Source organism: Nisaea sp. (genome assembly GCF_017640745.1).
In the GTDB taxonomy this organism is placed as follows: Bacteria; Pseudomonadota; Alphaproteobacteria; order Thalassobaculales; family Thalassobaculaceae; genus Nisaea.
Map to the genome: position 1 here is coordinate 19,372 of NZ_JAEPQA010000027.1, position 20,490 is coordinate 39,861.

A 20,490-nucleotide genomic window follows, 5' to 3' on the forward strand; every position below is an offset into this window, starting at 1 on the left:
GAGATGGCCGCGACCAATGCGATCCTCGGCTCCGCGATCTGGAAGGACAGCGAGCCGCTCGAATGTGTCTCTGTACTGCCGGAAATCCCGAACACCTCGACCTTCACCTTCCAGGCCCCGTCTGGCGCCCTTTTCGACTACCAGCCGGGCCAGTTTCTGACGCTGGAACTCCCGGTATCGGGCGGCCCGCTCTACCGGACCTACACGATCTCCTCCTCTCCCTCGCGGCCGCGCTCGATATCGATCACGGCGAAAGCGCAGGAAGGCAGCATCGGCACCCGCTGGATGCTGGACAATCTGAAGCCGGGCATGCGGATCAAGGCCCTGGGCCCTGCCGGGCTGTTCTCCATGGCGGAACATCCGGCGAAGAAATATCTCTTCATCTCCGCCGGGTCGGGCATCACGCCGATGATGTCCATGGCGACCTACATGTTCGATCTCGGGACAGAGCCCGACGTCGTCCTGATCAACTGCGCCCGCCGCCCGTCCGAAATCATCTTCCGCGAGCGTCTGGAGCACATGGCGAGCCGCGTGCCGGGCATCGACCTCAAGTTCGTGGTCAAGGAGCCTGACCGCTATCGTCCCTGGACCGGCTATCAGGGCCGCTTCAACCAGCTCATGCTTGGCCTGATGTGCCCGGACTATCTGGAGCGCGAAGTCTTCTGCTGCGGCCCGGAACCTTTCATGCAGGCGGTCCGCGAGGCCCTTGCCGGCTTCGGTTTCGACATGGAGCAATACCACCAGGAAAGCTTCCAGGCCCCGGCCGAAACGGCGGAGGACATCCCGGAACTGGACGACACAACGCCCGAGGAAGGGGCGCAGGCAGAGGTGCATTTCGCGCTTTCCGGAGTCACCGGCAAGTTTGCGGAGACGGACACCATCCTCGCCGCAGCCAAGGCCTCCGGCCTCAACATCCCGTCGGGCTGCACCTTCGGGGTCTGCGGTACCTGCAAGGTGAAGAAGCTCTCCGGCGAGGTGCACATGGTGCATAACGGCGGCATATCCGAGGACGATATCGAGGCCGGCTACATCCTCGCCTGCTGCTCGCATCCGATCGGAGAAGTCGCGGTCGAGGTCTAGAGCACGCCGATCTTTCGCAAATCGGCACATTCCCTTCGCGCAGGCGATCTTGTTCGAATGCGCGGTGACCGTGTACGCTTCTGCCAAGCGAAGAACAATGCGCCGGCCAGGCGCGTGGACAATCCGGACGCGTCGCGCCGCGGACCGCAGGGAGAGGCAGAATGAGCGATATGACGAATAAATGGATCGGCACCAGCACGGTCCGGCCTGACGGCGTCGACAAGGTTGTCGGCCGGGCCCAGTACGCGGCGGACGCCACGATGCCCGGGATGATCTGGGGCAAGGTGCTGCGCAGCCCTCACCCCCATGCCGTCATCCGCAGCATCGACACCTCCAAGGCGGAGGCGCTTCCGGGCGTGAAGTCCGTCGTCACCGCGAAGGACATCGTCGACTTCTCCGTCGGCACCCCGGTGCCGCTCGGCATTCAGGACATGCGCTGGATGTGCCGCAACGTGATGGCGCGCGAGAAGGCGCTGTTCCACGGTCACCCGGTCGCCGCGGTCGCCGCCATGTCGGCCGACATCGCCGCCAAGGCATGCGAGCTGATCGAGGTCGATTACGAGGTCCTGCCCTGGGCGATCGAGATCGAGGACGCGATCGCGCCGGACGCGCCGATCCTGCACGATTTCATCAAGTTCGAGGGCAAGCCGTCGAACATCGCCGGCACGCTGGAGCACAAGCTCGGCGATATCGAGGCCGGTTTCGAGCAAGCCGACGTGATCGTCGAGCGCAGCTTCGACACACGGCCGGTGCACCAGGGCTACATCGAGCCGCATGCCTGCCTCGTCAGCGTCGCGGCCGACGGCAAGACGACGATCTGGAGCTCCAGCCAGGGCCAGTTCATGGTCCGCGCGATGACCGCCTTCCTGACCGGCATCCCGCAGAGCGACATCCGCGCCATTCCGGCGGAGATCGGCGGCGGTTTCGGCGGCAAGACGATCATCTATCTCGAGCCCGTCGCGGCCATGCTGTCGAAGAAGGCGGGCCGTCCCGTGAAGATGGTGATGACCCGCGAAGAGGTGATGCGGGCGACCGGTCCGACCTCCGGCGCCAAGAGCACGGTGAAGATCGGCGCCAAGAAGGACGGCACCATCGTCTCCGCGCAGGCCACCCACTACCTGCAGGCCGGCGCCTTCCCGGGCTCTCCGATTCGCGGCGCCTGCGGCTGCTGCTTCGCGCCCTACGATATCCCGAACGTCTATACGCTCGGCTATGACGTGGTTTCCAACCGCTCCAAAGTCGCGGCTTATCGCGCTCCGGGCTCGCCGATCGGTGCCTTCGCCGTCGAGAGCACGATGGACGAACTGGCCGAGCAGCTCGGCATCGATCCGCTGGAGCTGCGTCTGAAAAACGCGGCCAAGCAGGGCACCAAGGCCGCACACGGTCCGGTCTATCCGGTCATGGGCTATGCCGAAACGGTGAAGGCCGCGCTTGCGCACGATCACTACAAGGCGCCGCTCGGCAAGTTCCAGGGACGGGGCGTGGCCAGCGGTTACTGGTTCAACGCCGGCGGCGAATCCTCCGCCCAGGTGAACATCACCGAGGACGGCAACGTCGTCGTGACCACCGGGCACCCGGATATCGGCGGCTCCCGCGCTTCCATCGCCAACATCACGGCGGAACTGCTCGGCATCGACTATCGCCGGGTCTCCGTCCTGATCGGCGACACCGCGACCATCGGTTACAGCAACCTGACCGGCGGCAGCCGCGTGCTGTTCGCCTCCGCCATGGTGGTCACCCAGTCGACCGAAAAGGTCATCGAGACCCTGAAGGGGCTCGCGGCGAAGATCTGGGGCATCCCGGCCGACGCGGTCACCTGGTCCGATGGCGCGGCTCGTCCGGCAGGCGACAATGCGGGCAAGTTCGAGCCCCTGACGCTCGAGGAACTGGCCGCCAAGGCGAACATGACCGGCGGTCCGATCGGGGCCGGCACCCAGCTCAACACGACCGGCGCTGAAGGCGGCTTCGCGACGCATATCTGCGACGTCGAGGTCGACGTCGATCTCGGGATCGTGCGCGTGATCCGCTACACCTCGTTCCAGGACGTCGGCAAGGCGGTGCATCCGGCCTATGTCGAGGGCCAGATGCAGGGCGGCGCCGTCCAGGGCATCGGCTGGGCGCTGAACGAGGAGTACATCTACAACAAGGACGGCAAGGTCGATAATCCGGGCTTCCTGGATTACCGGATGCCGGTCTGCTCCGACGTTCCGATGCTCGACAACGTCATCATCGAGGTCCCGAACCCGCTGCATCCGCAGGGCGTGCGGGGCGTCGGCGAGGTTCCGCTCGTGCCGCCGCTCGCGGCCATTCGCAACGCGGTCTACAACGCGCTCGGCATCCGCTTCAACAGCCTGCCGATGTCGCCGCCGCGGGTCCTCGAGAAGCTCGACGCAATGAAGCAGGCGGCGGAATAGTTCGCCGCCCTCGGGCCTCCGGGAGCGACCGGAATGTCTGGATCTGATGGAAAGATCACCTCGGGAGGGGTGATCTTTTCGCGTCTGAAAGACCTCGGCATCGACTACGTGTTCTGCAACTCGGGCACCGACTTCCCACCGATCATCGAAGGCCTCGTCGCCGCCAGGGCGAAGGGACTGCCGCTGCCCGAAGCCATCACCGTGCCGCACGAGCATGCGGCGATGAGCATGGCGCACGGCTACTACCAGATCTCCGGCAAGTGCGCGGCGGTCATGCTGCATACCAATGTCGGGCTATCCAACGGCGTCACCGGCGCGATCAATGCCGCCTGCGCCCATGTGCCCGTACTGATGATGTCCGGCCGGACGCCCGTTACCGAGCATTCCCGCTTCGGCGCCCGCACGGTGCCGATCGGATGGGGTCAGGAGATGCGCGACCAGGCGGCGATGGTGCGCGAATGCTGCAAGTGGGAGTTCGAGCTTAAGTTCCCGGAGCAGATCGGCGAGCATCTCGACCGCGCCTTCGCGATCTCCAATTCGACGCCGAAAGGCCCCTCGTACCTCTCCCTGCCCCGCGAGACGCTGTGCGAGGAGATCGACCCGGCGACGCTCGCGCCGGCAGGCTCCATCGCGCCCGTCCGCATGGTGCCGGACCCGGAAAGTCTGAAACGCGCCGCGGCGGCGATTGCCGGTGCCAAGGCGCCGCTCATCGTCGCCCAGCGCGGCGCCGGCGATGAGGCGAGCTTCCGACTGTTCCAGAAGCTGGTCGAGGACTGGGCGATACCGGTCTGCTCCTATTGGGCCGTCGAGCTGGCGATCCCGACAGAGCATCCCTGCCATATCGGCGCCTCGCCCTCGCCCTGGATCGAGGAGGCGGATGTCATCGTCATCCTCGACAGCCTCGCTCCCTGGCAGCCGGACGTTCACAAGCCGCGCGCCGACGCGACCATCATCAATGTCGGCCCCGACCCGGTCTTCTCCCGCTTCCCCGTGCGCGGTTTCCGCTCTGACATCACGCTGGCGGGCGAGTCCGCCGACACCATCCCGGCACTCGCCGAAATGCTCTCCGGGATGAAGCGGGACGAGACTGCGATCGCCGCCCGTCGCAAGCGTATCGCCGCCGCCTCCGACGCGACGAGGCAGAAGCAGCGCGAGATCGCCGAACAGGGCAAGGGCGGGCCGATGACCAAGCAGTGGGTCAGCCAGTGCCTCGGTGAGGCGCTCGCCCCTCTCGAGAAAGCGGGCCGTAGGTCGACAGTCTATGCCGAGCTCGGCGCCATGCTCGGCTTCCTGAAGCGGAGCGAGCGCAACAGCTTCTTCCAGGAGCCGCATTCCGGCGGTCTCGGCTGGGGTTTCGGTGCGGCGCTCGGTGCCCAGCTTGCCGACCCGGACCGGGTCGTCGTCGCAACCATGGGCGACGGCTCCTACATGTTCTCCAACCCGATCGTCTGCCACATGATCGCCGAGGGACTGAAACTGCCGGTGATCACGCTGGTCCTGAACAACCACGAATGGGGCGCGGTCCGGCAGTCGGTCGTGGGACTCTATCCGGACGGGCATGCTGCGAAGGCGAACGAGGTGCCGCTGACGGCGCTGACGCCGAGCCCGAACTTCGTGCAGACCGCGAAAGCGAGCAACGCCCATGCAGAGCGGGTGGAGCGAGGCGAGGAACTCCCGGCCGCTCTTGAGCGCGCAATCCGTATCGCGACGGAGGAACGCCGTCAGGTCCTGCTGGATATCCAGGTCGCCAAGGGCTGAACGGAGACTCCGTTCAGCGTTTAGCCGCGTAATATGAGACCCGCCGCTCGAGATAGGCGAGGAACTCCGAGATCGTGAAGGCGAGCGCGAAGAGCACGACCAGCACGGCCCAGAAATGCGCCATCAGGAAGTTGTTGGCGTAAAGCTCGAAGAGCGCGCCAAAGCCGACGATCGAGATCAGCAGCTGACCGATGATCACCCCCTTCACCGCGCGGATCACACCGATGCGCACCCCGCCGAGGATCTCTGGCAGCGCCGCCCAGAAATAGATCTTGAAGAAGGCGTCCAGCGGCGTGGCGCCGTAGGAGCGCGCCATCTCGACCAGCGAGCGGTTGATCTGCAGCACGCCGGCCCGGGAATTCAGGATGATGATCCAGATCGCGAACAGCGTCGTCGTGATGATGATCGCCTTCATGCCGAAGCCGAACAGCACCATCAGCACCGGGACCAGCGCAGTCAGCGGAGCGCTGAGGAACATGTTCACCCAGGGCAGCAGCAGCTCGTCGAGGAGGCGGCTCTTGCCCATCAGGATGCCGGTCGGAATGCCGATCGCGACGGCGAAGAAGACACCGGCGAAGAAGGCATAGGCCGTCTCCGTCAGGGCCTTCAGGAAGGCCGGCGTGCCGATCACGGCGAAGAGCGTGCTCACCACCTCGGTCAGCGGCGGCAGGAAGAATGTCAGGTCGAGCCGGCCGACGATCTCCCAGAGCAGCCCCCAGAGGATCAGCGACGACATGCCGGGCAGTGGATAGCCGAATAGCCGCATCTCTCAGCCCTCACTCGACATAGCTGCGCAGCGAGGCCCAGATCCGGTCCACGATGTCGAGATATTCCGGATCGCGGCGGATATTGTCGGCACCCTTGCCGCGGATACCGGAGGGCCGGATGATCTCCGAGACCCGGCTCGGGCGTGGCAGCAGGATGGCGATCTGGTCGGAGACATAGACCGCCTCCTCGATCGAGTGGGTGACGAAGATGAAGGTCTTGTTCTCGTTCTCCACCAGCGCCAGAAGGTCTTCCTGGAACTTGCGCCTTGTCTGCTCGTCGACGGCGGAGAACGGCTCGTCCATCAGCAGGACCTGCGCGTCGACGGAGAGCGCCCGGGCAAGGCCGACACGCTGGCGCATACCGCCGGAAAGCTGGTGCGGATAGCTGTCCTCGAAACCGGCGAGCCCGACATCGCGGATATAGCGCTCGGCGATGGCCTCCCTCTCCGATCTGGCGACGCCGCGCAATTCCAGCCCGAAGGCGACGTTGCGCATCACGTTCGCCCAGGGCAGCAGGGCGAAATCCTGAAAGACGAAGGCGCGGTCCGGCCCGGGACCGGTCACCTGCTCGCCGTTGACGAGGATCTCGCCCGAAGTCGGCTCCAGCAGGCCCGCGATGATCTTCAGCAGCGTCGTCTTCCCGCAGCCGGACGGGCCGAGCAGAGAGGTCAGCTGTCCGCGCGGGAACTCGAGGGTGAGGTCGCGCAAGGCCTCGACGGGCCCGTAATGCTTCGAGACATTGCGCGCGACAACGGCGTTCTCCGGCGCCGGTTCCCGGATGGGACGGGGCGCGTCGCTAATCTGAGACATAGCCACGATTGTTTCCTTTGAAGAGGATGAATTCGAGCCGTTCGACCAGGTTCAGGAACAGCACGGCGAAAAGGATGATCGAGAAGATCGCCGCATACATGCTCGGGTAATCGGCGATCGATCGGCTGTAGGTGATGATGTCCCCGACGCCGGTCGGCGTGATCTTCAGCTCCGCCAGAATGGCCCCGATGAAGCCGGCCGAGATGCCGAGCCGGAGTCCGGAAAAGATCACCGGCGAGGCCGCCGGGATGATCACCTTGAGGATGATCTGGTCCTCGCGGGCGAGGAACGCCTTGCCCATCTCCTTCAGCGAGGACGGCGTGTTGCGCACGGCCGCGCCGGTATTCAGCACGATCACCGGCATCGCCATGATGCAGACCACGAAGACCTTCGAGGTCAGCCCGATGCCGTAGGCCATCACCAGCAGCGGGATGAGTGCTGCCAGCGGCGCCGCCTGCATGACGATGAAGATCGGCGAGAACAGCCAATCGAAACGCGCGCTGAGACCGACCCAGAGCCCGATCCCGATGCCGAACACGGCCGATATCGTGACACCCACTGCGAGCGGCTGAAGGGTTTCCGCATAGGCGCGGAGCATGGTTCCGTCGAGCGTCAGGGCCGCCAGCGCCGACATCGTGTCGAGGAAGGTCGGGAAGGAGTAGCTGACCGGAATCCGGCCGGCGATCTCCCAGGCCCCGAACACGAGCACGGCGGAGAGAAGTTTCAGAAAAAGGGAACGATAAGAGGTCATCAAGCGCCTCTATGGGTTTGCGGAAGAAGGAGGCGGCCGCCGGACAGGGAACCGGCGACCGCCGCAGGGTCCTAGTTCGAGGCGGCGTCAAGCGGCGCCAGGTACCAGAAATCCTCGATCTTCAGGGCTGCCGGATCGCCGGTCAGCTGTCCCGCGGCCGAGTACCACTCCATGTCGGCCTTCGCCGCCTTGCGGCCGCCGCCGTTCGGGTCGTAGAGACCGCCCTCAACCGCGTCCTTGTAGAAGCCGTCGAGACCGTCCAGCACTTCCTTCGGAAGCTGCCCGATCGGACCGTCCGGATTGGTCTCCTTGCGGATGATCGTCGGGTCTTTGCTCATGTCGCGCCAGACGCTCAGCAGCGCCTTAACGAAGATGTCGACATCCTTTTCGTTCGCCTTGATCCAGTCGAGATTGGCGAACAGCGCCTCGTCGCTGGCATCGACCTCGAACATCGGCAGGACGTTGAACTTGTCGCCCTGCAGCTTCATCAGCTTGTTCTTGTTCGAAAGGTCGACGATCGTCGCGTCGGTCTGCCCGGCGATCAGCGCCGCGATACGGTTCGAGGAGCCCGGCACGTAGGACCGCGTGCCGAACTTGATATTGAGCTTTTCCTCGATGACGTTGGCGATCGAGTCCGTGCCGCCGCCGCGGGAATGCAGCATGATCGGCTCGCCGTTCAGATCCTCGAGCTTGCTGTATTTCTTCGACGTCACCGGAAAGAATTTCAGCTTGGAGAGCTGAAAGACGATGCGGATCGGCGCCCGCGAACGCTGCATTGCCGCGTAGGGCGTGCCGAAGCCGATATCCATCTGGCCGCTGAGAACGGCCTGGATGGCGAGTTCCTCGTCCGAGAATGCCGTCCACTCGTAATCGAGACCGTTGGCCTTGGCCCTTTCGAGCGCGACGAAGAAGGCCGCGAGTTCGTCCGACGGGGTTTCCGCCAGCGCGATCCTGATCTTTTCCGCCTTCGCCGCCGACACCATCAGTGCGGCGGCAACCGGTATGGCAACACAGAGCGACAGAGCCGCCCTCAGTAATTTCTTCATTGCTTCCTCCCTTTTTGTTCGCTTTCCGGGATTTGAGATCCCGAGGCTGGGGGTTTTCCCCTCTTTCGCCGCGAAAAGACCTGACTGGTGCTCAGTCCTCCCCGAAAAGCCGTGCTGAGACGGAGGCGATATGCTGGCGCATGGCCGCTTCCGCTCCCGAAGGATCCCGTGCCTCGATGGCAGCCGAGATCCGTTCATGCTCTGTGAAACTGGAGTGGTTATCCGGCGGCCGTTCCGAGCCGCGCACCACGTTGCCGAGCGCGACCGCGCGCCGCACCTGGTTCAGCTGGTCGAACATGCCGAGCAGCAGCGGATTGTCCGTGCATTCGGCGATCGCGCGGTGCATGTGGTCGTCTTCCGCCTCATAGGCCTCCCAGGTCAGCGCCTCGCGTGCCCGTTCCTTGGCCGCGTTGATCCGGTTGATCGCATCGCGGGAGGCATTGATCGCCGCTTCCCGGGCAATCGCCGGTTCGATACAGAGCCGGGCGCGGATCATCTTCACCGGCGTGAGATGGCGGCCGAGTTCGAGCAGGTTTCCGGAGCTTCCCGGCCCGCCCTGGCTGGAGATGAAGGTGCCCTTGCCGACATGACGCCAGATCATCCCGTCGCGTTCCAGCACGTCGAGCGCCTTGCGGAGCGTCGCCCGGCTCACGCCGAGCTCGACGATCAGTTCACGCTCCGCCGGAAGCCGGTCTCCGGGGACATATCCGCCCTCGGAGATGAACTCCTTCAATGTCGCGACCGGATCGTCCCGCTCTCTGGCATCCAGAACCTTAAGCACGCCGGAACCTCATTTTGGTTGACCAATTGGCTGCTATTGGTACGAATATGGCAGATCAATCTGCGCTTCGGAAGCGTAAAAGCTGAAATTCCGAAATTGGTTTCGATTGATTTTTCTTCTACGCGCCCCTAAAAGCGGCGCTCGCCCAACAGCACGATGGAGGTTCGCGTGCCCGACTACGTCATCGAAAAACCCCGGCAGGTCGCCATCCCGGTCGCCGGCTCTGACGCGCTCTTCCCGGTGCGCCGCGTCTACTGCATCGGCCGCAACTACGCGGCGCATGCGGTCGAGATGGGGCATGATCCGGACCGCGAACCGCCCTTCTTCTTCCAGAAGAACCCGGACAATCTCGACGCGTCGGGTGAGTTCCCCTACCCGCCCGAATCCAACGACGTCCATCATGAGATGGAAATGCTGGTCGCGCTCAAATCCGGCGGCAGCAACATCGCCCTCGAGGACGCGCTCAATCATGTCTACGGCTACGGCCTCTCGCTCGACATGACCCGCCGCGACCTCCAGGGGGAGCAGAAGAAGCTCGGCCGTCCGTGGGAAATAGGCAAGGCCTTCGAGCGCTCCGCGCCCTGCGGCCCGGTGCATCCGGTGGAGAAGGTCGGCCATCTCGACGCGGGCCGTGTCGCGCTCAGCATCAACGGCGAGCTGAAGCAGGAAGGCGACCTCAACCAGATGATCTGGAAGGTGCCGGAGATGATCTCCTACCTGTCGCGCTTCTTCGAACTGGCTGCAGGCGACGTCATCCTGTCCGGCACGCCCTCCGGCGTCGGCCCTGTCTCCCGCGGCGACGTGATGGAAGCCAGCGTCGAGGGTCTCGGCAGCATGACGGTGAAGGTCGTCTAAGCAAACTTAGTGGAGCCGCGCCATTCCGGCGCGGCTCTATCCTACTTTTCCTGCATCTGCGCGTTCCGGACCAGCGCCGCCAGCCGGAAGAAGCCGTGCACCATCTTGGTGTAGGGCGCCGTCAGGAAGAAGGCGAGCACCGCCCCCAGATGGACCGGCAGCAAAATGCCGACCAGCGCCGTTCCCGTCGCGGCATAGAGCGCAAGTCCGCTCGCGCCGGTGAAGGACAGCAGCAGCACGAAGGCCATCTCCCCGCCCCAGAGCGCGGGCGCGCCGAGCTCTTTCTCGCCCCGCGTCTTCAGCACCGCCATGCCGAGCCCGCCGAGGGTCAGCAGCAGCCCGCCCGGAATGCCGAGCAGCTTCGGCAGGGAAAAGAGCCCGTAGGGCGCCGGCATATCGAAGACGTAATGCAGCAGCGTCGCCGACCCGGTCGAGGCGAAGCAGAGCAGGAAGCCGTACATCACCGCCTGGTGGTGCCAACGGCGTACATTGGTATAGCGGTCTTCCTTCTCGAAATTGCAGCCTCCTGCCACGCCGCCGGAAAGATCCTTCAGCCGTGCGGCCTCAGCAAACGCCCGCTTCAGGTGCGACAGACGTACAGATGCTCCGCCAACCTCGCTCCAATAGCCCCGGAGACCGAGCGCGATGGCGAGCAACGGCAGCAGGAAGGCCGGCATGAAGATCGCGACCATCACCGAATGGGAGAGGAAGGCATAGAAGCCCTCGCCGCTCTCCGGACGCAGCGCCTGTCCGGCCCAGAAGAGCAGAGCGAACCCTGCAATCAATGCCGCCACGACGGCGACGCCGCTGCGCTGAAACAGGCCCGAGAAGATGCCCGGCCAGGCGAACCGCTCCCAGCTTTCCGTCCGCGCCTCGGCCAGTGCCTTCGGCAGGTTGATCTGGAACTCGTGCGGGTCGGTATACTGGCAGGCGTAATAGCAGCCGCGGCAATTGTGGCAGAGGTTCGCGAGCTGGGTGATGTCCCCGTCGCTGAAGCTGCGCTGCAGGGTGATCGCCGGGAAGACCGAGCAATAGCCCTCGCAATAGCGGCAGGCATTGCAGATCTCGATCTGGCGGCGCGCCTCCTCGGTCGTCGAGAGCTCGGTCCGGGTCTGGTCAAGCGGCATGGGAGTTCTCCCCCCGGACCGCGCCTTTCGCGGCCTGCTGGCCGGCGATGCGGCCGAACACGGTACCGATGGTCATGCCGAAACCGGCGAGATAGCCCTCGCCGAGGATACTGCCCGCCATGATCTCTCCCGCGGCCCAGACATTTTCGAGTTTGCGTCCGCCCATCGTCACCCGCGCGGTCTCGTCCACCTTGAGGCCGAGATAGGTGAAGGTGACGCCGGGTCGGAGCGAATAGCCATAGAAGGGCGGGTCGGTGATCGGACGGGCCCAGTTCGTTTTCTGCGGCTCGACCCCTTCGGTCGCGAGACCGTCGAGCTCGGTCGGATGGAAGGTGCCATCGCGGCAGGCGGCGTTGAAGGCGTCCACCGTCTGTCGCAGCTTACCCGCCGGAAGCCCCATCTTTTCGGCCAGCCCCTCCAGCGTGTCCGCCTGGACTGCAGGGAACACGGACGGCATGAAAAGGTTGGCGCTCTTGCTGTCGATGATCGAGTAGGCGACCTGGTCCGGCTGCGCGGCGACGAGACGGCCCCAGATCGCGTAGCGCTTCGGCCAGACATCCTCGCCCTCGTCATAGAAGCGCTCGCCATTCTTGTTCACCACGACGGAGAACGGTACGCAGTCGAGCCGGGTGACGATCCCGCCGTCGAATTTCGGCGCGCGGCCGTCGATCGCGACCGCGTGGCACTGGGTCGGATCGCCAACGCTGTCCGCGCCCTGATCCAGCATGTCCTTCAGAACGACGCCGCGATTGTAGGGCGTGCCGCGGATCAGGAAATTCCGTGCCGCCGGGCCCCAGGCCCGCGCAAGCCAGTCGATATCACCCTGGAAACCGCCGGAGGCGAGGACCACTGTGCGGCCCTCGATACGCTGTTTTGCGCCGCCCGCAATCTCGACCTCGACTGCATTGAAGCGCCCGTCCTCGATTTCCACGTGCGTGACCTGCGCCTCGTAGACGACTTCGACGCCGAGATCGGCGGCTGTGTTGTAATAGGCATTCACCAGCGCCTTGCCGCCGCCGAGGAAGAAGGCGTTGGTCCGGCCAAGCGACAGGGTGCCGGAAAGCGACGGCTGGAAGCGGACGCCATGCGCCTCCATCCAGGGCAGGCACTTCTCCGAGGTGCGAATAGCCAGGCGCGCCAGTTCCTCATCGGTATTGCCCTTGGTGACCCGGATCAGGTCGTCGAAATACTCGTCTTCCTCGTAACTGTCCGTGAGCACCGAGAGCGGTCCCCGGTGCATGCAGCGGAAGTTCCTTGTGTGGCGCGAATTGCCGCCGCGATAGGTCTTCGGCGCGCCCTCCAGGATGATCACGCTCCGGCCCGATTCCGCCGCCTCGATGGCCGCGCACAGGGCCGCATTCCCGCCGCCGACAACGACGACGTCCCACACCTTTTCGGCTATGGCTGACAAGGTATCCTCTCCTCGTAACGGACCGCTTGGCGACTTCGAAACGCCGCCATCCGCAGCCTTCTTGACTATATTGTATACAATTGAATACCGTAGCGTCAAACCACGAAAACAGACGGGTTTTGCACCGGCCGGGCAGCTGACGCACCATGGTCCGCAAACCGGTCGGCCCAAGGGAGCGCGCGCGTCATGTCGGCAAAGAAAACCTACGAAATTCTGGCAGAAGCCTTTCATCAGGAACAGGTGGAAACCTGCTTCGCCCTGCTCGGCGACGCCAACATGAACTGGGCGACGGCGCTCGCCGGGCTCGGCTGCGATTTCGTCTATGTCCGGCATGAGCATTGCGCCGTCGCTGCGGCGATGGCCTATGCGCGCTCCAAGAACGCGGTCGGCGTCGCCACGGTCACCTGCGGACCCGGCCTGACCCAGGTCATGACCGCCCTGCCCGCCGCCGTCCGCGCCCATATCCCGCTCGTCGTCTTCGCCGGCGAGTCGCCGCTGAAGAACCATTGGTACAATCAGGAGCTCGAACAGGCACCGTTCGTGAAAGCCTGCGGCGCCGACTATCACGCGCTGCATCACCCGGACCGCATGCTCCGCCAGATCCGCGACGCCTTCGTGCAGGCGCAGGAAGAAATGCGGCCGGTCGTGCTCGGAGTCCCGTTCGACCTGCAAAATCTCGACTGGAAGGGCGACAGCAAGCTTCCGGCACCGTCCCGCGAGGTGCTGCCGAAAATGCGGCCGATGCCGCCGCACCCGGACGACGTTGCCGACATGGCGGCGGTGATCTCGGAGAAGCGCAAGGTCATCGTGATGGCCGGTCTCGGCGCGTTGCGCTCGGAAGGCGCGGCCGAAGCCTGCAAGGCGCTGGCGGAGCGCTGCGGCGGTCTGCTTGCAACCACCCTGCCCGCGCGAGGGCTGTTCCATGACGACCCGTTCAATCTCAGCATTGCCGGCGGCTTCTCCAGCGACGTCACACGGGACTGCTTCCAGGACGCCGACATGGTCATCGCGGTCGGCGCCAGCCTTGCCAACCACAATTCCTATAACGGCACGCTCTACCCGAACGCCGAGGTGCTGCGCATCGACACCGCCCCGACCACCATTACCCAGGGCCGTATCACCGCGCACCGCCATCTGCGCGGCGATGCCGGAATGAGCGTCCGCGCGCTTGTCGAGGCGCTCGGCCCGCGTGACGCCAATGCCCCGAGCTGGCGCAGCCCGGAACTGGCGGACCGGATCCGGAGCGCTCCGGCGGACGGCTCCGTCCATGCGCAGGAACAGGGCCTGCTCGACCCGCGCGATGTCGCCACGGCGCTTGACGCGGCGCTGCCGAAGACCTGGGAGGCGGTGAATTCCTCCGGCCACTGCTCCTATTTCTTCGCCCAGATGCCGGACCGCCCGGTGGAGAACTTCCTCACCATCCGGGAGTTCGGCGCCATCGGAAACGGCACCTCCTTCGCGATGGGCGTCGCGGCCGCGAACCCGGGCAAGCCGGTCGTCATGTTCGACGGTGACGGCAGCCTGCTGATGCATATCCAGGAGCTGGAGACCATGAAGCGGCACGGCATGAAGGTGCTGATCTGCGTCATGAACGACGGCGCCTACGGCTCGGAGATCCACAAACTCCGCTCGGAAGGCCTGACAGACGAAGGCGCGGTCTTCGGCCGTCCGGACTTCGCCGCCATCGCACGCGGCTTCGGACTGCAGGGCGAAACGGTAACGGACCTCGACAGCCTTCCAGATCTCGCACGCAAATTCGAAGCCTCAAGCGGTCCCGCGATCTGGGACTTCCATGTCTCCGACCAGATTCTCTCGCCGCTGATGCAGCGCGCGCACCCGAAGTAGCGGGAGCCGTCAGAGGGCGGGAACACCCGTATTTCTGCGCCGATTCCGCCGCTCCCGCAGAGCGCGCATATCGGTCTCCCGACTTTCGCCAAGATTGATTGCCGCACGCTGGCTGGGTAAACTGGCGTCAGTGAAATCTTTGCTGTGAATTCATCCGACCCTCAGAAGAGGCAAATGTCGGCATTCGCGCTTTCTGCCAGGGTAGAGGTGAGAAAATGAGCACCGACACTTTCTCCAGCTCCGAAATGGCCCTGAGCCTGGAGGCCAATGCGAACGAATCCCGGACTGGGAAATACTTGGGGGAGCAAGCAGAGATCGCCGACATCAAGGTGAATTCCGATGCAATCCAAGCCCTTAGCCTTGCATTCGAAGCTCTGAAAGAAGGGTCGGGCAGCCCCTACTCGTTCCAGCAGGAAGTACGGCCACATTCCAGCGGGTCGACCGTCGGCTCCGTTTCGCAATCTCTCGAAACGATCGAGTTCGAGATCTTCAAGATCACCGAGATGGCACGGCGCTGGATCGTCGAGAACGGTCTTTCACCCTACAAGCTCGCCCTGACCGCCGAAACGTCTCCCAGCCAGGTGCACCGGATCATGGAGCCGGGATGGACACCGTCGCTGAAGCTCGCCCGGCGTATCGCCTCTTCTCTGCCCGAGGACTGGGTCAGCAGTTTCGAACGTGACTGCAATACCTGCCTGCCGCGGCTTTTCTACCTGCAGCCGTCCTCGGTCATGAAGTCGGCTCCGATCAATCAGGTGATGCAGGCAATCGATCATAAGACGACCGAAGAGGCACTGGCCGATCTGGTCGAGGACGAGTTCAATTACTGCCGGTACAGCTTTCTGTCCAAATCCGAACTCTCGGTCCAGACAGCCCGACACAACGCGTCCGGCCTGATGAGCGACACGCCCTACATGCCACCTGCACCGAGGCTCATTTGGGAGGCCGGTCAGGGCCGCGCGGAGTGCCGCAGCTACTCCTTCTCGATTCACCGCATCCCGCTCAAGTCGAAGGATCGTACGATCCTTTCAACCGCCCACATCGTCGAGTTCGACGGGCAGAACTGGGCAATCCAGCTCTGGAAGATCGAGAACAGCCGTCCGCTCACCGACCAGCGGCAGCTGGACATTCTCGCCGCTTACCAGAACGTGTTTTCCTAGATAAGGCTGCGGCTTCAGGCCCGCTTTACCGGCACACCGGCCACATAGGTCTCGACCACCGTTCGGTCATCGCCAAGCGTCTGCAGAAGGAAGAGTTCCTCCTGCAGGCTCCGGACCCGTTCCATGCGCAGCGCCATGACCGGCGTCGCGCGGCTGTCGAGCACGGCGATGTCCGCGTCCGTGCCCGGCTCCAGCGTGCCGATGCGATCTTCGAGCGAAAGCGCATGGGCATTGCCGAGGGTCGCCCAGTAGAAGCTGTGCAGCGGGTCCATCCGCTGGCCGCGCAACGCCAGGACCTTGTAGCCCTCATCCAGGGTGCGGAGCATCGAGTAGTTGGTGCCGCCGCCGACATCGGTCGCGATCGCCCGGCGCACCCCGTCGGCGCGCAGTCCGGCTTCGTCATAGAGACCGCTGCCGAGGAAAAGATTCGAGGTCGGGCAGAAGACCGCCACGGAGTCGGTCTCCGCCATCCGCTTCTGCTCGCGCTCGGTCAGGTGGATAGCGTGGCCGAAGAGGCTCTTCGCGCCGAGCAACCCATAGCTCTCGTAGACGTCGAAATAGTCCCGCGCGCCGGGATAGAGCTGCCGCGTCAGCTCGATCTCCGCCGTGTTCTCGGAGAGATGGGTCTGCAGGTAGCAATCCGGATGCTCGCGCACCAGCGCCTCGGCCATCTCGAGCTGTTCCGGCGTCGAGGTGATGGCGAAGCGCGGCGTGATGGCATAGAGCGCCCGTCCCCTGCCGTGCCATTTGGCGATCAGCGCCTTGCTGTCGTCGTAGGAACTCTGTGGCGTGTCGAGCAGTCCTTCCGGCGCGTTCCGGTCCATCATCACCTTGCCGGCGATCATCGCCATGTTCCGGCGCTCTGCCTCGGTGAAGAAGGCCTCGGCGGATTGCGGATGCACGGTGCAGTAGACTGCGGCCGTCGTGGTGCCGTGCGCCGCGAGCGTGTCGAGAAAATGTCCCGCGATATCGGCCGCATGGTCCGGGTCGGAGAAACGGGTCTCCTCCGGGAAAGTGTATTTCTCCAGCCAGTCGAGCAGCGTCGCGCCCCAGGAGGCGATGACCTGCATCTGCGGGAAATGGGCGTGGGTGTCGATGAAACCCGGGACGATCAGGTGCGGGCGGTGATCGACGACGTTTGCTCCCTCCGCAGTTTTCGGATCGTAGGTGCCGACATCGAGGATCTTCCCGTCTGCGACCCGGACAGCGCCATCCTCGATATAGAGAAAACTGTCCGTGTCGTCGTAATGCGTCGGCTCGGCACGGAAGCTCAGCACCCGGCCGCGCAGGATCGTGTCGGTCATCAGTTCACCGCCAGGGAGCTGTCCTCGTACCAGCGCACGATCGCCGCGCGCTCGGATGGCTCCATGTAGGAGACGTTGGCCGGCGGCATCGCATGGCTTCGGCCCGCCTGCAGGTAGATCTCCCGCGCATGCATCGCGATCTCCGCTTCGGTCTCCAGCTTCACGCCCTTCGGTGCGGCCGCGATCCCGTCCCAGACAGGCTCCGTCGCATGGCACATGGAGCAGCGGCCAAGCACGGCCTCGAGCACCGGCTCGAAGTGCGGCGAGGCGACGAGCTGCTGAGCAGCCGGGCTGAGTTCCGCTGCGGCGGCCTCTTCGCCCGCCTGTTTCGGTCCCGCCGTGGAAAGCCAGACGATGGCGAGAAAGAGCGCGACGGTCAGCCCCCAGGTCCACCAGGGCTGGCCCTTGCGGGCATGCATACTGTTGAAGAAATGCCGGATGGTGACGCCCATCAGGAAGACCAGGCTCGCGATGACCCAGTTGTACTCGGTCGCGAAGGCGAGCGGGTAATGGTTCGAGAGCATCAGGAAAAGAACGGGCAGGGTCAGGTAGTTGTTGTGCGTCGAGCGCAGCTTGGCGATGGCGCCGTATTTCGCGTCCGGCACCCGGCCCGCCTTCAGGTCGGCGACGACGATCTTCTGGTTCGGGATGATCACCATGAAGACATTGGCCGACATGATGGTCGCGGTGATCGCGCCCAGATGCACGAAGGCGGCGCGCCCGGTGAAGATCTGCGTGAAGCCCCAGGCGAGCGCAACCAGAGCCGCATAGAGGATAACCATCAGCAGGGTCGGGTTCTTCGCCAGCGGCGAGCGGCAGGCCAGCGTGTAGACGGTCCAGCCGAGCGCAAGAGAGCCGAGCGAGACGGCGATCGCCTGCCAGCTCTCGGCGGCCCAGACATTATGGTCGATCAGGTAGAGATCGGCATGGCCGTAATAGACGATGCAGAGCAGCGCGAAGCCCGACACCCAGGTCCAGTAGCTCTCCCACTTGAACCAGGTCAGGTGCTCCGGCAGCGCGGCGGGGGCCACGAGGTATTTCTGGATGTGATAGAAGCCGCCGCCATGCACCTGCCATTCCTCGCCATGGGCGCCTTCCGGCAGGTTTGCCGCCTTGCGCAGGCCGAGGTCGAGGGCGATGAAATAGAAGGACGAGCCGATCCAGGCGATGGCGGTTATGACATGCAGCCAGCGCGCGGCGAAGGACGCCCAGTCCCAGACGACCGCCGAATTCGGCAACAACTCAAGCATCCGCACACCCCCAGCAGCATCCCATGGCGACACTCTGGCAAATCCGCGGCGCTTCCAAAAGTCAGATATCTCCGCTTTACTTTATAGGAATTTTTGAAAATCAGAGGCGGACATGCCCTACCTCGACAGCATCCGGGTCTTCGTGCGCACGGTCGAACTCGGCAGCATTACCGCGGGCGGCAGGGATCTGCGGCTGACCCCTGCGGTCGCGAGCAATCGTATACGGGAGCTTGAAAACCGCCTCGGCATCCGCCTCTTCAACCGGACCACGCGGAAGATCGCCCCGACCGAGGTCGGGCGCCTGTTCTACGACCATGCCAAGGAGATCATCGACGCGCTCGACAAGGCGGAAGCGGCCGTCGCGGAGTACTCGCAGCATCCGCGCGGTTCGATCAAGGTCCTTTCGCCCCTCGGCCTCGCGCGCCGCGTCGTGGCGCCGCTGGTGCCCGAGTTCAACGATCTCTATCCCGACCTCGCGATCCAGCTCCGGCTCTCCGACCGCAAGGTCGACATCTTCGACGAGCGGGTCGATGTCGCCATCGTGCTCGGCACGCCGGAAGATTCGAGCCTGAAGGCGCGGAAGATCATGGATTGTCCGCGCGTGCTCTGCGCCGCGCCGATCTATCTCGACCATTTCGGCACGCCTGAAAAGCCGGAGGACCTGGTCGAGGGCGGCCACCGCTGCCTGCTGCTGCGTTTCCCGGGCGCGCAGGAATATTTCTGGACCCTGCAGACGAAAACCGGCCCGACCCGCTTCAACGTCCGCGGTCCCTACGATGCCGACGAGGGCGACGTGCTGACCGAATGGGCGCTCGCCGGCCGCGGTATCGTCAACAAGCCCTATTTCGAGGTCGCAAGCCATATCCGCAGCGGCGCTCTCGTACCGGTGCTCGAAGACACGCCGCCACCGCCGGTGGCCCTCGCCTGCCTCTATCCCCACCGGCGCCTGCTCGACCCGAAGATTCGGCTCTTCGTCGATTTCATGATCAGGAAGTGCAAGGCACGTGTCGAGGGAATGATGAAGAGTTGAACACTGCTCATGTCTGATCGGAAACTTCGCATCCTCGCCTGCTGTCACCGGTTCGACTATTCCGGAGCCCCGTTATTGCTTTTCCGGCTCCTGGCAGCGCTCGCAGACCGTCACGAGATAACCGTGCTCGGTCCCAAGGGCGAAACGGTCGAGCCGGGTCTCCTCAAAGAGGACATAGCCGCCGGGATCCAGATCGTCGACACGGTGGTTACCGGAGAATTCGATCTCCTGCTCGCAAACACCCTTCACGGCGCGAAATCCATCGCGCAAGTAGCGGGTAAGTTTCCAACGGTTTTCTGGATTCACGAACCGAAAGAAGGGCCCCGTTTCATAGAGAAGGGGCTAATTTCTACGGAAGCTTTCGCGCTGTCGGATGCCATCATCTTTCCCACGCGCTGGCAGGCGGAAGAGCTATACGCGCCATATCTGAAAGGCAGGACATACGACATCGTGCCTTACGGTATCGAGCCACGGTCCAAACCGCGCGCGAAACCATTCGAGCTGCCGGACGGCGCGACCGCTCTTTTGCAGCTCGGCTGGCTTTCGCCGCGCAAAGGCCAACACCTGACGGCGGCCGCACTCGACTACCTGGGCGACCCGAACATTCATGTGTTCATCGCGGGATCCGACGCAGTCGATCCGCGCTTCGCCGACCAGCTAAAAGCGAGGGTCTCGGAATTGGAAAACATTGCCAGTCAGGTTCATTTCCTCGGCGTACTCGGCCCGGACGAGGTTGACGCGTATCTGGCCCACGTGGATGCCCTGGTCTTCCCGACGAACGACGATCTGATAACGGTATCCATTCTGGAAGCCATGGCCCGGAAAACGCCTGTGATCTCCAGCGATTTTGGGCCGATACCGGAAACCGTGATCGACGGAGAAACGGGGCTGCTGTTTCCCGTCGGAGACGTCAAAGCCTTCATGGACTGCATCCACCGGGTCGCTGGGGATGGTGCGCTTCGGAAACGGCTTGGAGACGCCGGGCACGCAATGTTCCAGAAGAAACACGGCTTCGCGGATCATGTCTCTGCTATGGAAGCCGTCTTCCTGCGGACTTTTTGCGAGTGGAAGACGGCGCCCCCGCGAAACTAGCGAAGTAAC

Annotated in this window: 17 protein-coding genes; 8 read left to right on the forward strand and 9 right to left on the reverse strand. The window is 64.2% G+C overall.

The annotated features are described in order from the left end of the window. The first annotated feature begins 3 nt into the window (after window positions 1-3). The 3 genes from JJ959_RS17160 to JJ959_RS17170 all read left to right on the forward strand — a co-directional run bounded on the left by JJ959_RS17160 (window position 4) and on the right by JJ959_RS17170 (window position 5,252). Window positions 4-1,080, forward strand: coding sequence for a hybrid-cluster NAD(P)-dependent oxidoreductase (locus tag JJ959_RS17160; protein WP_292886326.1), 1,077 nt, complete (start codon window positions 4-6; stop codon window positions 1,078-1,080). A 161-nt stretch (window positions 1,081-1,241) separates the two neighbouring features. Further along, window positions 1,242-3,494 (forward strand): xanthine dehydrogenase family protein molybdopterin-binding subunit, encoded by a 2,253-nt coding sequence (locus tag JJ959_RS17165; RefSeq protein ID WP_292886329.1) that lies wholly within the window; start codon window positions 1,242-1,244, stop codon window positions 3,492-3,494. Window positions 3,495-3,527: 33 nt separating this feature from the next. Further along, window positions 3,528-5,252 carry a thiamine pyrophosphate-requiring protein gene (locus JJ959_RS17170; RefSeq protein WP_292886332.1) on the forward strand — a complete coding sequence of 575 codons (1,725 nt, stop codon included), beginning with the start codon at window positions 3,528-3,530 and terminating at the stop codon, window positions 5,250-5,252. A gap of 13 nt (window positions 5,253-5,265) precedes the next feature. On the opposite strand, the gene JJ959_RS17175 is transcribed toward JJ959_RS17170, so the two are convergent. The 5 genes from JJ959_RS17175 to JJ959_RS17195 all read right to left on the reverse strand — a co-directional run bounded on the left by JJ959_RS17175 (window position 5,266) and on the right by JJ959_RS17195 (window position 9,407). After that, window positions 5,266-6,018, reverse strand: coding sequence for an ABC transporter permease subunit (locus JJ959_RS17175; RefSeq protein ID WP_292886335.1), 753 nt, complete (start codon window positions 6,016-6,018; stop codon window positions 5,266-5,268). A 10-nt stretch (window positions 6,019-6,028) separates the two neighbouring features. Beyond that, complete coding sequence (locus JJ959_RS17180) at window positions 6,029-6,829, reverse strand: ABC transporter ATP-binding protein (RefSeq protein WP_292886338.1); 801 nt, start codon at window positions 6,827-6,829, stop codon at window positions 6,029-6,031. Then, complete coding sequence (locus tag JJ959_RS17185) at window positions 6,816-7,580, reverse strand: ABC transporter permease subunit (RefSeq protein ID WP_292886340.1); 765 nt, start codon at window positions 7,578-7,580, stop codon at window positions 6,816-6,818. The genes JJ959_RS17180 and JJ959_RS17185 overlap by 14 nt, the downstream gene beginning before the upstream one ends. Window positions 7,581-7,651: 71 nt before the next feature. Further along, on the reverse strand, window positions 7,652-8,626 hold the full coding sequence (locus JJ959_RS17190) for an ABC transporter substrate-binding protein (protein ID WP_292886343.1): 975 nt from the start codon (window positions 8,624-8,626) through the stop codon (window positions 7,652-7,654). A gap of 91 nt (window positions 8,627-8,717) precedes the next feature. After that, the gene (locus JJ959_RS17195; RefSeq protein ID WP_292886346.1) at window positions 8,718-9,407 is read right to left on the reverse strand and encodes a FadR/GntR family transcriptional regulator; all 690 of its coding nucleotides are present in this window, start codon (window positions 9,405-9,407) and stop codon (window positions 8,718-8,720) included. A gap of 168 nt (window positions 9,408-9,575) precedes the next feature. On the opposite strand from JJ959_RS17195, the gene JJ959_RS17200 reads away from it, so the two are divergent. Then, on the forward strand, window positions 9,576-10,262 hold the full coding sequence (locus JJ959_RS17200) for a fumarylacetoacetate hydrolase family protein (protein WP_292886348.1): 687 nt from the start codon (window positions 9,576-9,578) through the stop codon (window positions 10,260-10,262). A gap of 41 nt (window positions 10,263-10,303) precedes the next feature. Here the strand turns inward: JJ959_RS17200 and tcuB are convergent, their stop codons facing one another. Together tcuB and tcuA are read right to left on the reverse strand one after the other, a co-directional pair. Continuing rightward, a complete protein-coding gene (tcuB, locus tag JJ959_RS17205; RefSeq protein ID WP_292886351.1) occupies window positions 10,304-11,389 on the reverse strand; it encodes a tricarballylate utilization 4Fe-4S protein TcuB in 1,086 nt (361 codons plus the stop codon). Continuing rightward, the gene (tcuA, locus tag JJ959_RS17210) at window positions 11,379-12,800 is read right to left on the reverse strand and encodes an FAD-dependent tricarballylate dehydrogenase TcuA (RefSeq protein ID WP_292886353.1); all 1,422 of its coding nucleotides are present in this window, start codon (window positions 12,798-12,800) and stop codon (window positions 11,379-11,381) included. Before tcuA ends, tcuB begins: the two co-directional genes overlap by 11 nt. A 186-nt stretch (window positions 12,801-12,986) precedes the next feature. Between tcuA and JJ959_RS17215 the strand changes: the two genes are divergently transcribed. Both JJ959_RS17215 and JJ959_RS17220 read left to right on the forward strand, forming a co-directional pair. Further along, window positions 12,987-14,645 carry a thiamine pyrophosphate-binding protein gene (locus JJ959_RS17215; RefSeq protein ID WP_292886355.1) on the forward strand — a complete coding sequence of 553 codons (1,659 nt, stop codon included), beginning with the start codon at window positions 12,987-12,989 and terminating at the stop codon, window positions 14,643-14,645. Between the two features lie 215 nt (window positions 14,646-14,860). Then, a complete protein-coding gene (locus tag JJ959_RS17220) occupies window positions 14,861-15,805 on the forward strand; it encodes a hypothetical protein (protein ID WP_292886357.1) in 945 nt (314 codons plus the stop codon). Window positions 15,806-15,819: 14 nt separating this feature from the next. On the opposite strand, the gene guaD is transcribed toward JJ959_RS17220, so the two are convergent. Further along, the gene (gene guaD, locus JJ959_RS17225; RefSeq protein ID WP_292886360.1) at window positions 15,820-17,109 is read right to left on the reverse strand and encodes a guanine deaminase; all 1,290 of its coding nucleotides are present in this window, start codon (window positions 17,107-17,109) and stop codon (window positions 15,820-15,822) included. After that, window positions 17,109-18,359, reverse strand: a complete 1,251-nt coding sequence (locus tag JJ959_RS17230) for a urate hydroxylase PuuD (RefSeq protein ID WP_292886363.1) — start codon at window positions 18,357-18,359, stop codon at window positions 17,109-17,111. Before JJ959_RS17230 ends, guaD begins: the two co-directional genes overlap by 1 nt. Window positions 18,360-18,471: 112 nt before the next feature. Between JJ959_RS17230 and JJ959_RS17235 the strand changes: the two genes are divergently transcribed. Beyond that, a complete protein-coding gene (locus tag JJ959_RS17235; protein ID WP_292886366.1) occupies window positions 18,472-19,389 on the forward strand; it encodes a LysR family transcriptional regulator in 918 nt (305 codons plus the stop codon). A 9-nt stretch (window positions 19,390-19,398) separates the two neighbouring features. Further along, window positions 19,399-20,481 (forward strand): glycosyltransferase family 4 protein, encoded by a 1,083-nt coding sequence (locus JJ959_RS17240; protein ID WP_292886369.1) that lies wholly within the window; start codon window positions 19,399-19,401, stop codon window positions 20,479-20,481. Window positions 20,482-20,490: the final 9 nt, after the last annotated feature.

Coding starts and splice junctions, on each gene's coding strand:
- JJ959_RS17160 (WP_292886326.1), top strand. CDS start 4: ATGGCCGCGACCAATGCGATCCTCGGCTCCGCGATCTGGAAGGACAGC.
- JJ959_RS17165 (WP_292886329.1), top strand. CDS start 1,242: ATGAGCGATATGACGAATAAATGGATCGGCACCAGCACGGTCCGGCCT.
- JJ959_RS17170 (WP_292886332.1), top strand. CDS start 3,528: ATGTCTGGATCTGATGGAAAGATCACCTCGGGAGGGGTGATCTTTTCG.
- JJ959_RS17175 (WP_292886335.1), bottom strand. CDS start 6,018: ATGCGGCTATTCGGCTATCCACTGCCCGGCATGTCGTCGCTGATCCTC.
- JJ959_RS17180 (WP_292886338.1), bottom strand. CDS start 6,829: ATGTCTCAGATTAGCGACGCGCCCCGTCCCATCCGGGAACCGGCGCCG.
- JJ959_RS17185 (WP_292886340.1), bottom strand. CDS start 7,580: ATGACCTCTTATCGTTCCCTTTTTCTGAAACTTCTCTCCGCCGTGCTC.
- JJ959_RS17190 (WP_292886343.1), bottom strand. CDS start 8,626: ATGAAGAAATTACTGAGGGCGGCTCTGTCGCTCTGTGTTGCCATACCG.
- tcuB (WP_292886351.1), bottom strand. CDS start 11,389: ATGCCGCTTGACCAGACCCGGACCGAGCTCTCGACGACCGAGGAGGCG.
- JJ959_RS17215 (WP_292886355.1), top strand. CDS start 12,987: ATGTCGGCAAAGAAAACCTACGAAATTCTGGCAGAAGCCTTTCATCAG.
- JJ959_RS17220 (WP_292886357.1), top strand. CDS start 14,861: ATGAGCACCGACACTTTCTCCAGCTCCGAAATGGCCCTGAGCCTGGAG.
- guaD (WP_292886360.1), bottom strand. CDS start 17,109: ATGACCGACACGATCCTGCGCGGCCGGGTGCTGAGCTTCCGTGCCGAG.
- JJ959_RS17230 (WP_292886363.1), bottom strand. CDS start 18,359: ATGCTTGAGTTGTTGCCGAATTCGGCGGTCGTCTGGGACTGGGCGTCC.
- JJ959_RS17235 (WP_292886366.1), top strand. CDS start 18,472: ATGCCCTACCTCGACAGCATCCGGGTCTTCGTGCGCACGGTCGAACTC.
- JJ959_RS17240 (WP_292886369.1), top strand. CDS start 19,399: ATGTCTGATCGGAAACTTCGCATCCTCGCCTGCTGTCACCGGTTCGAC.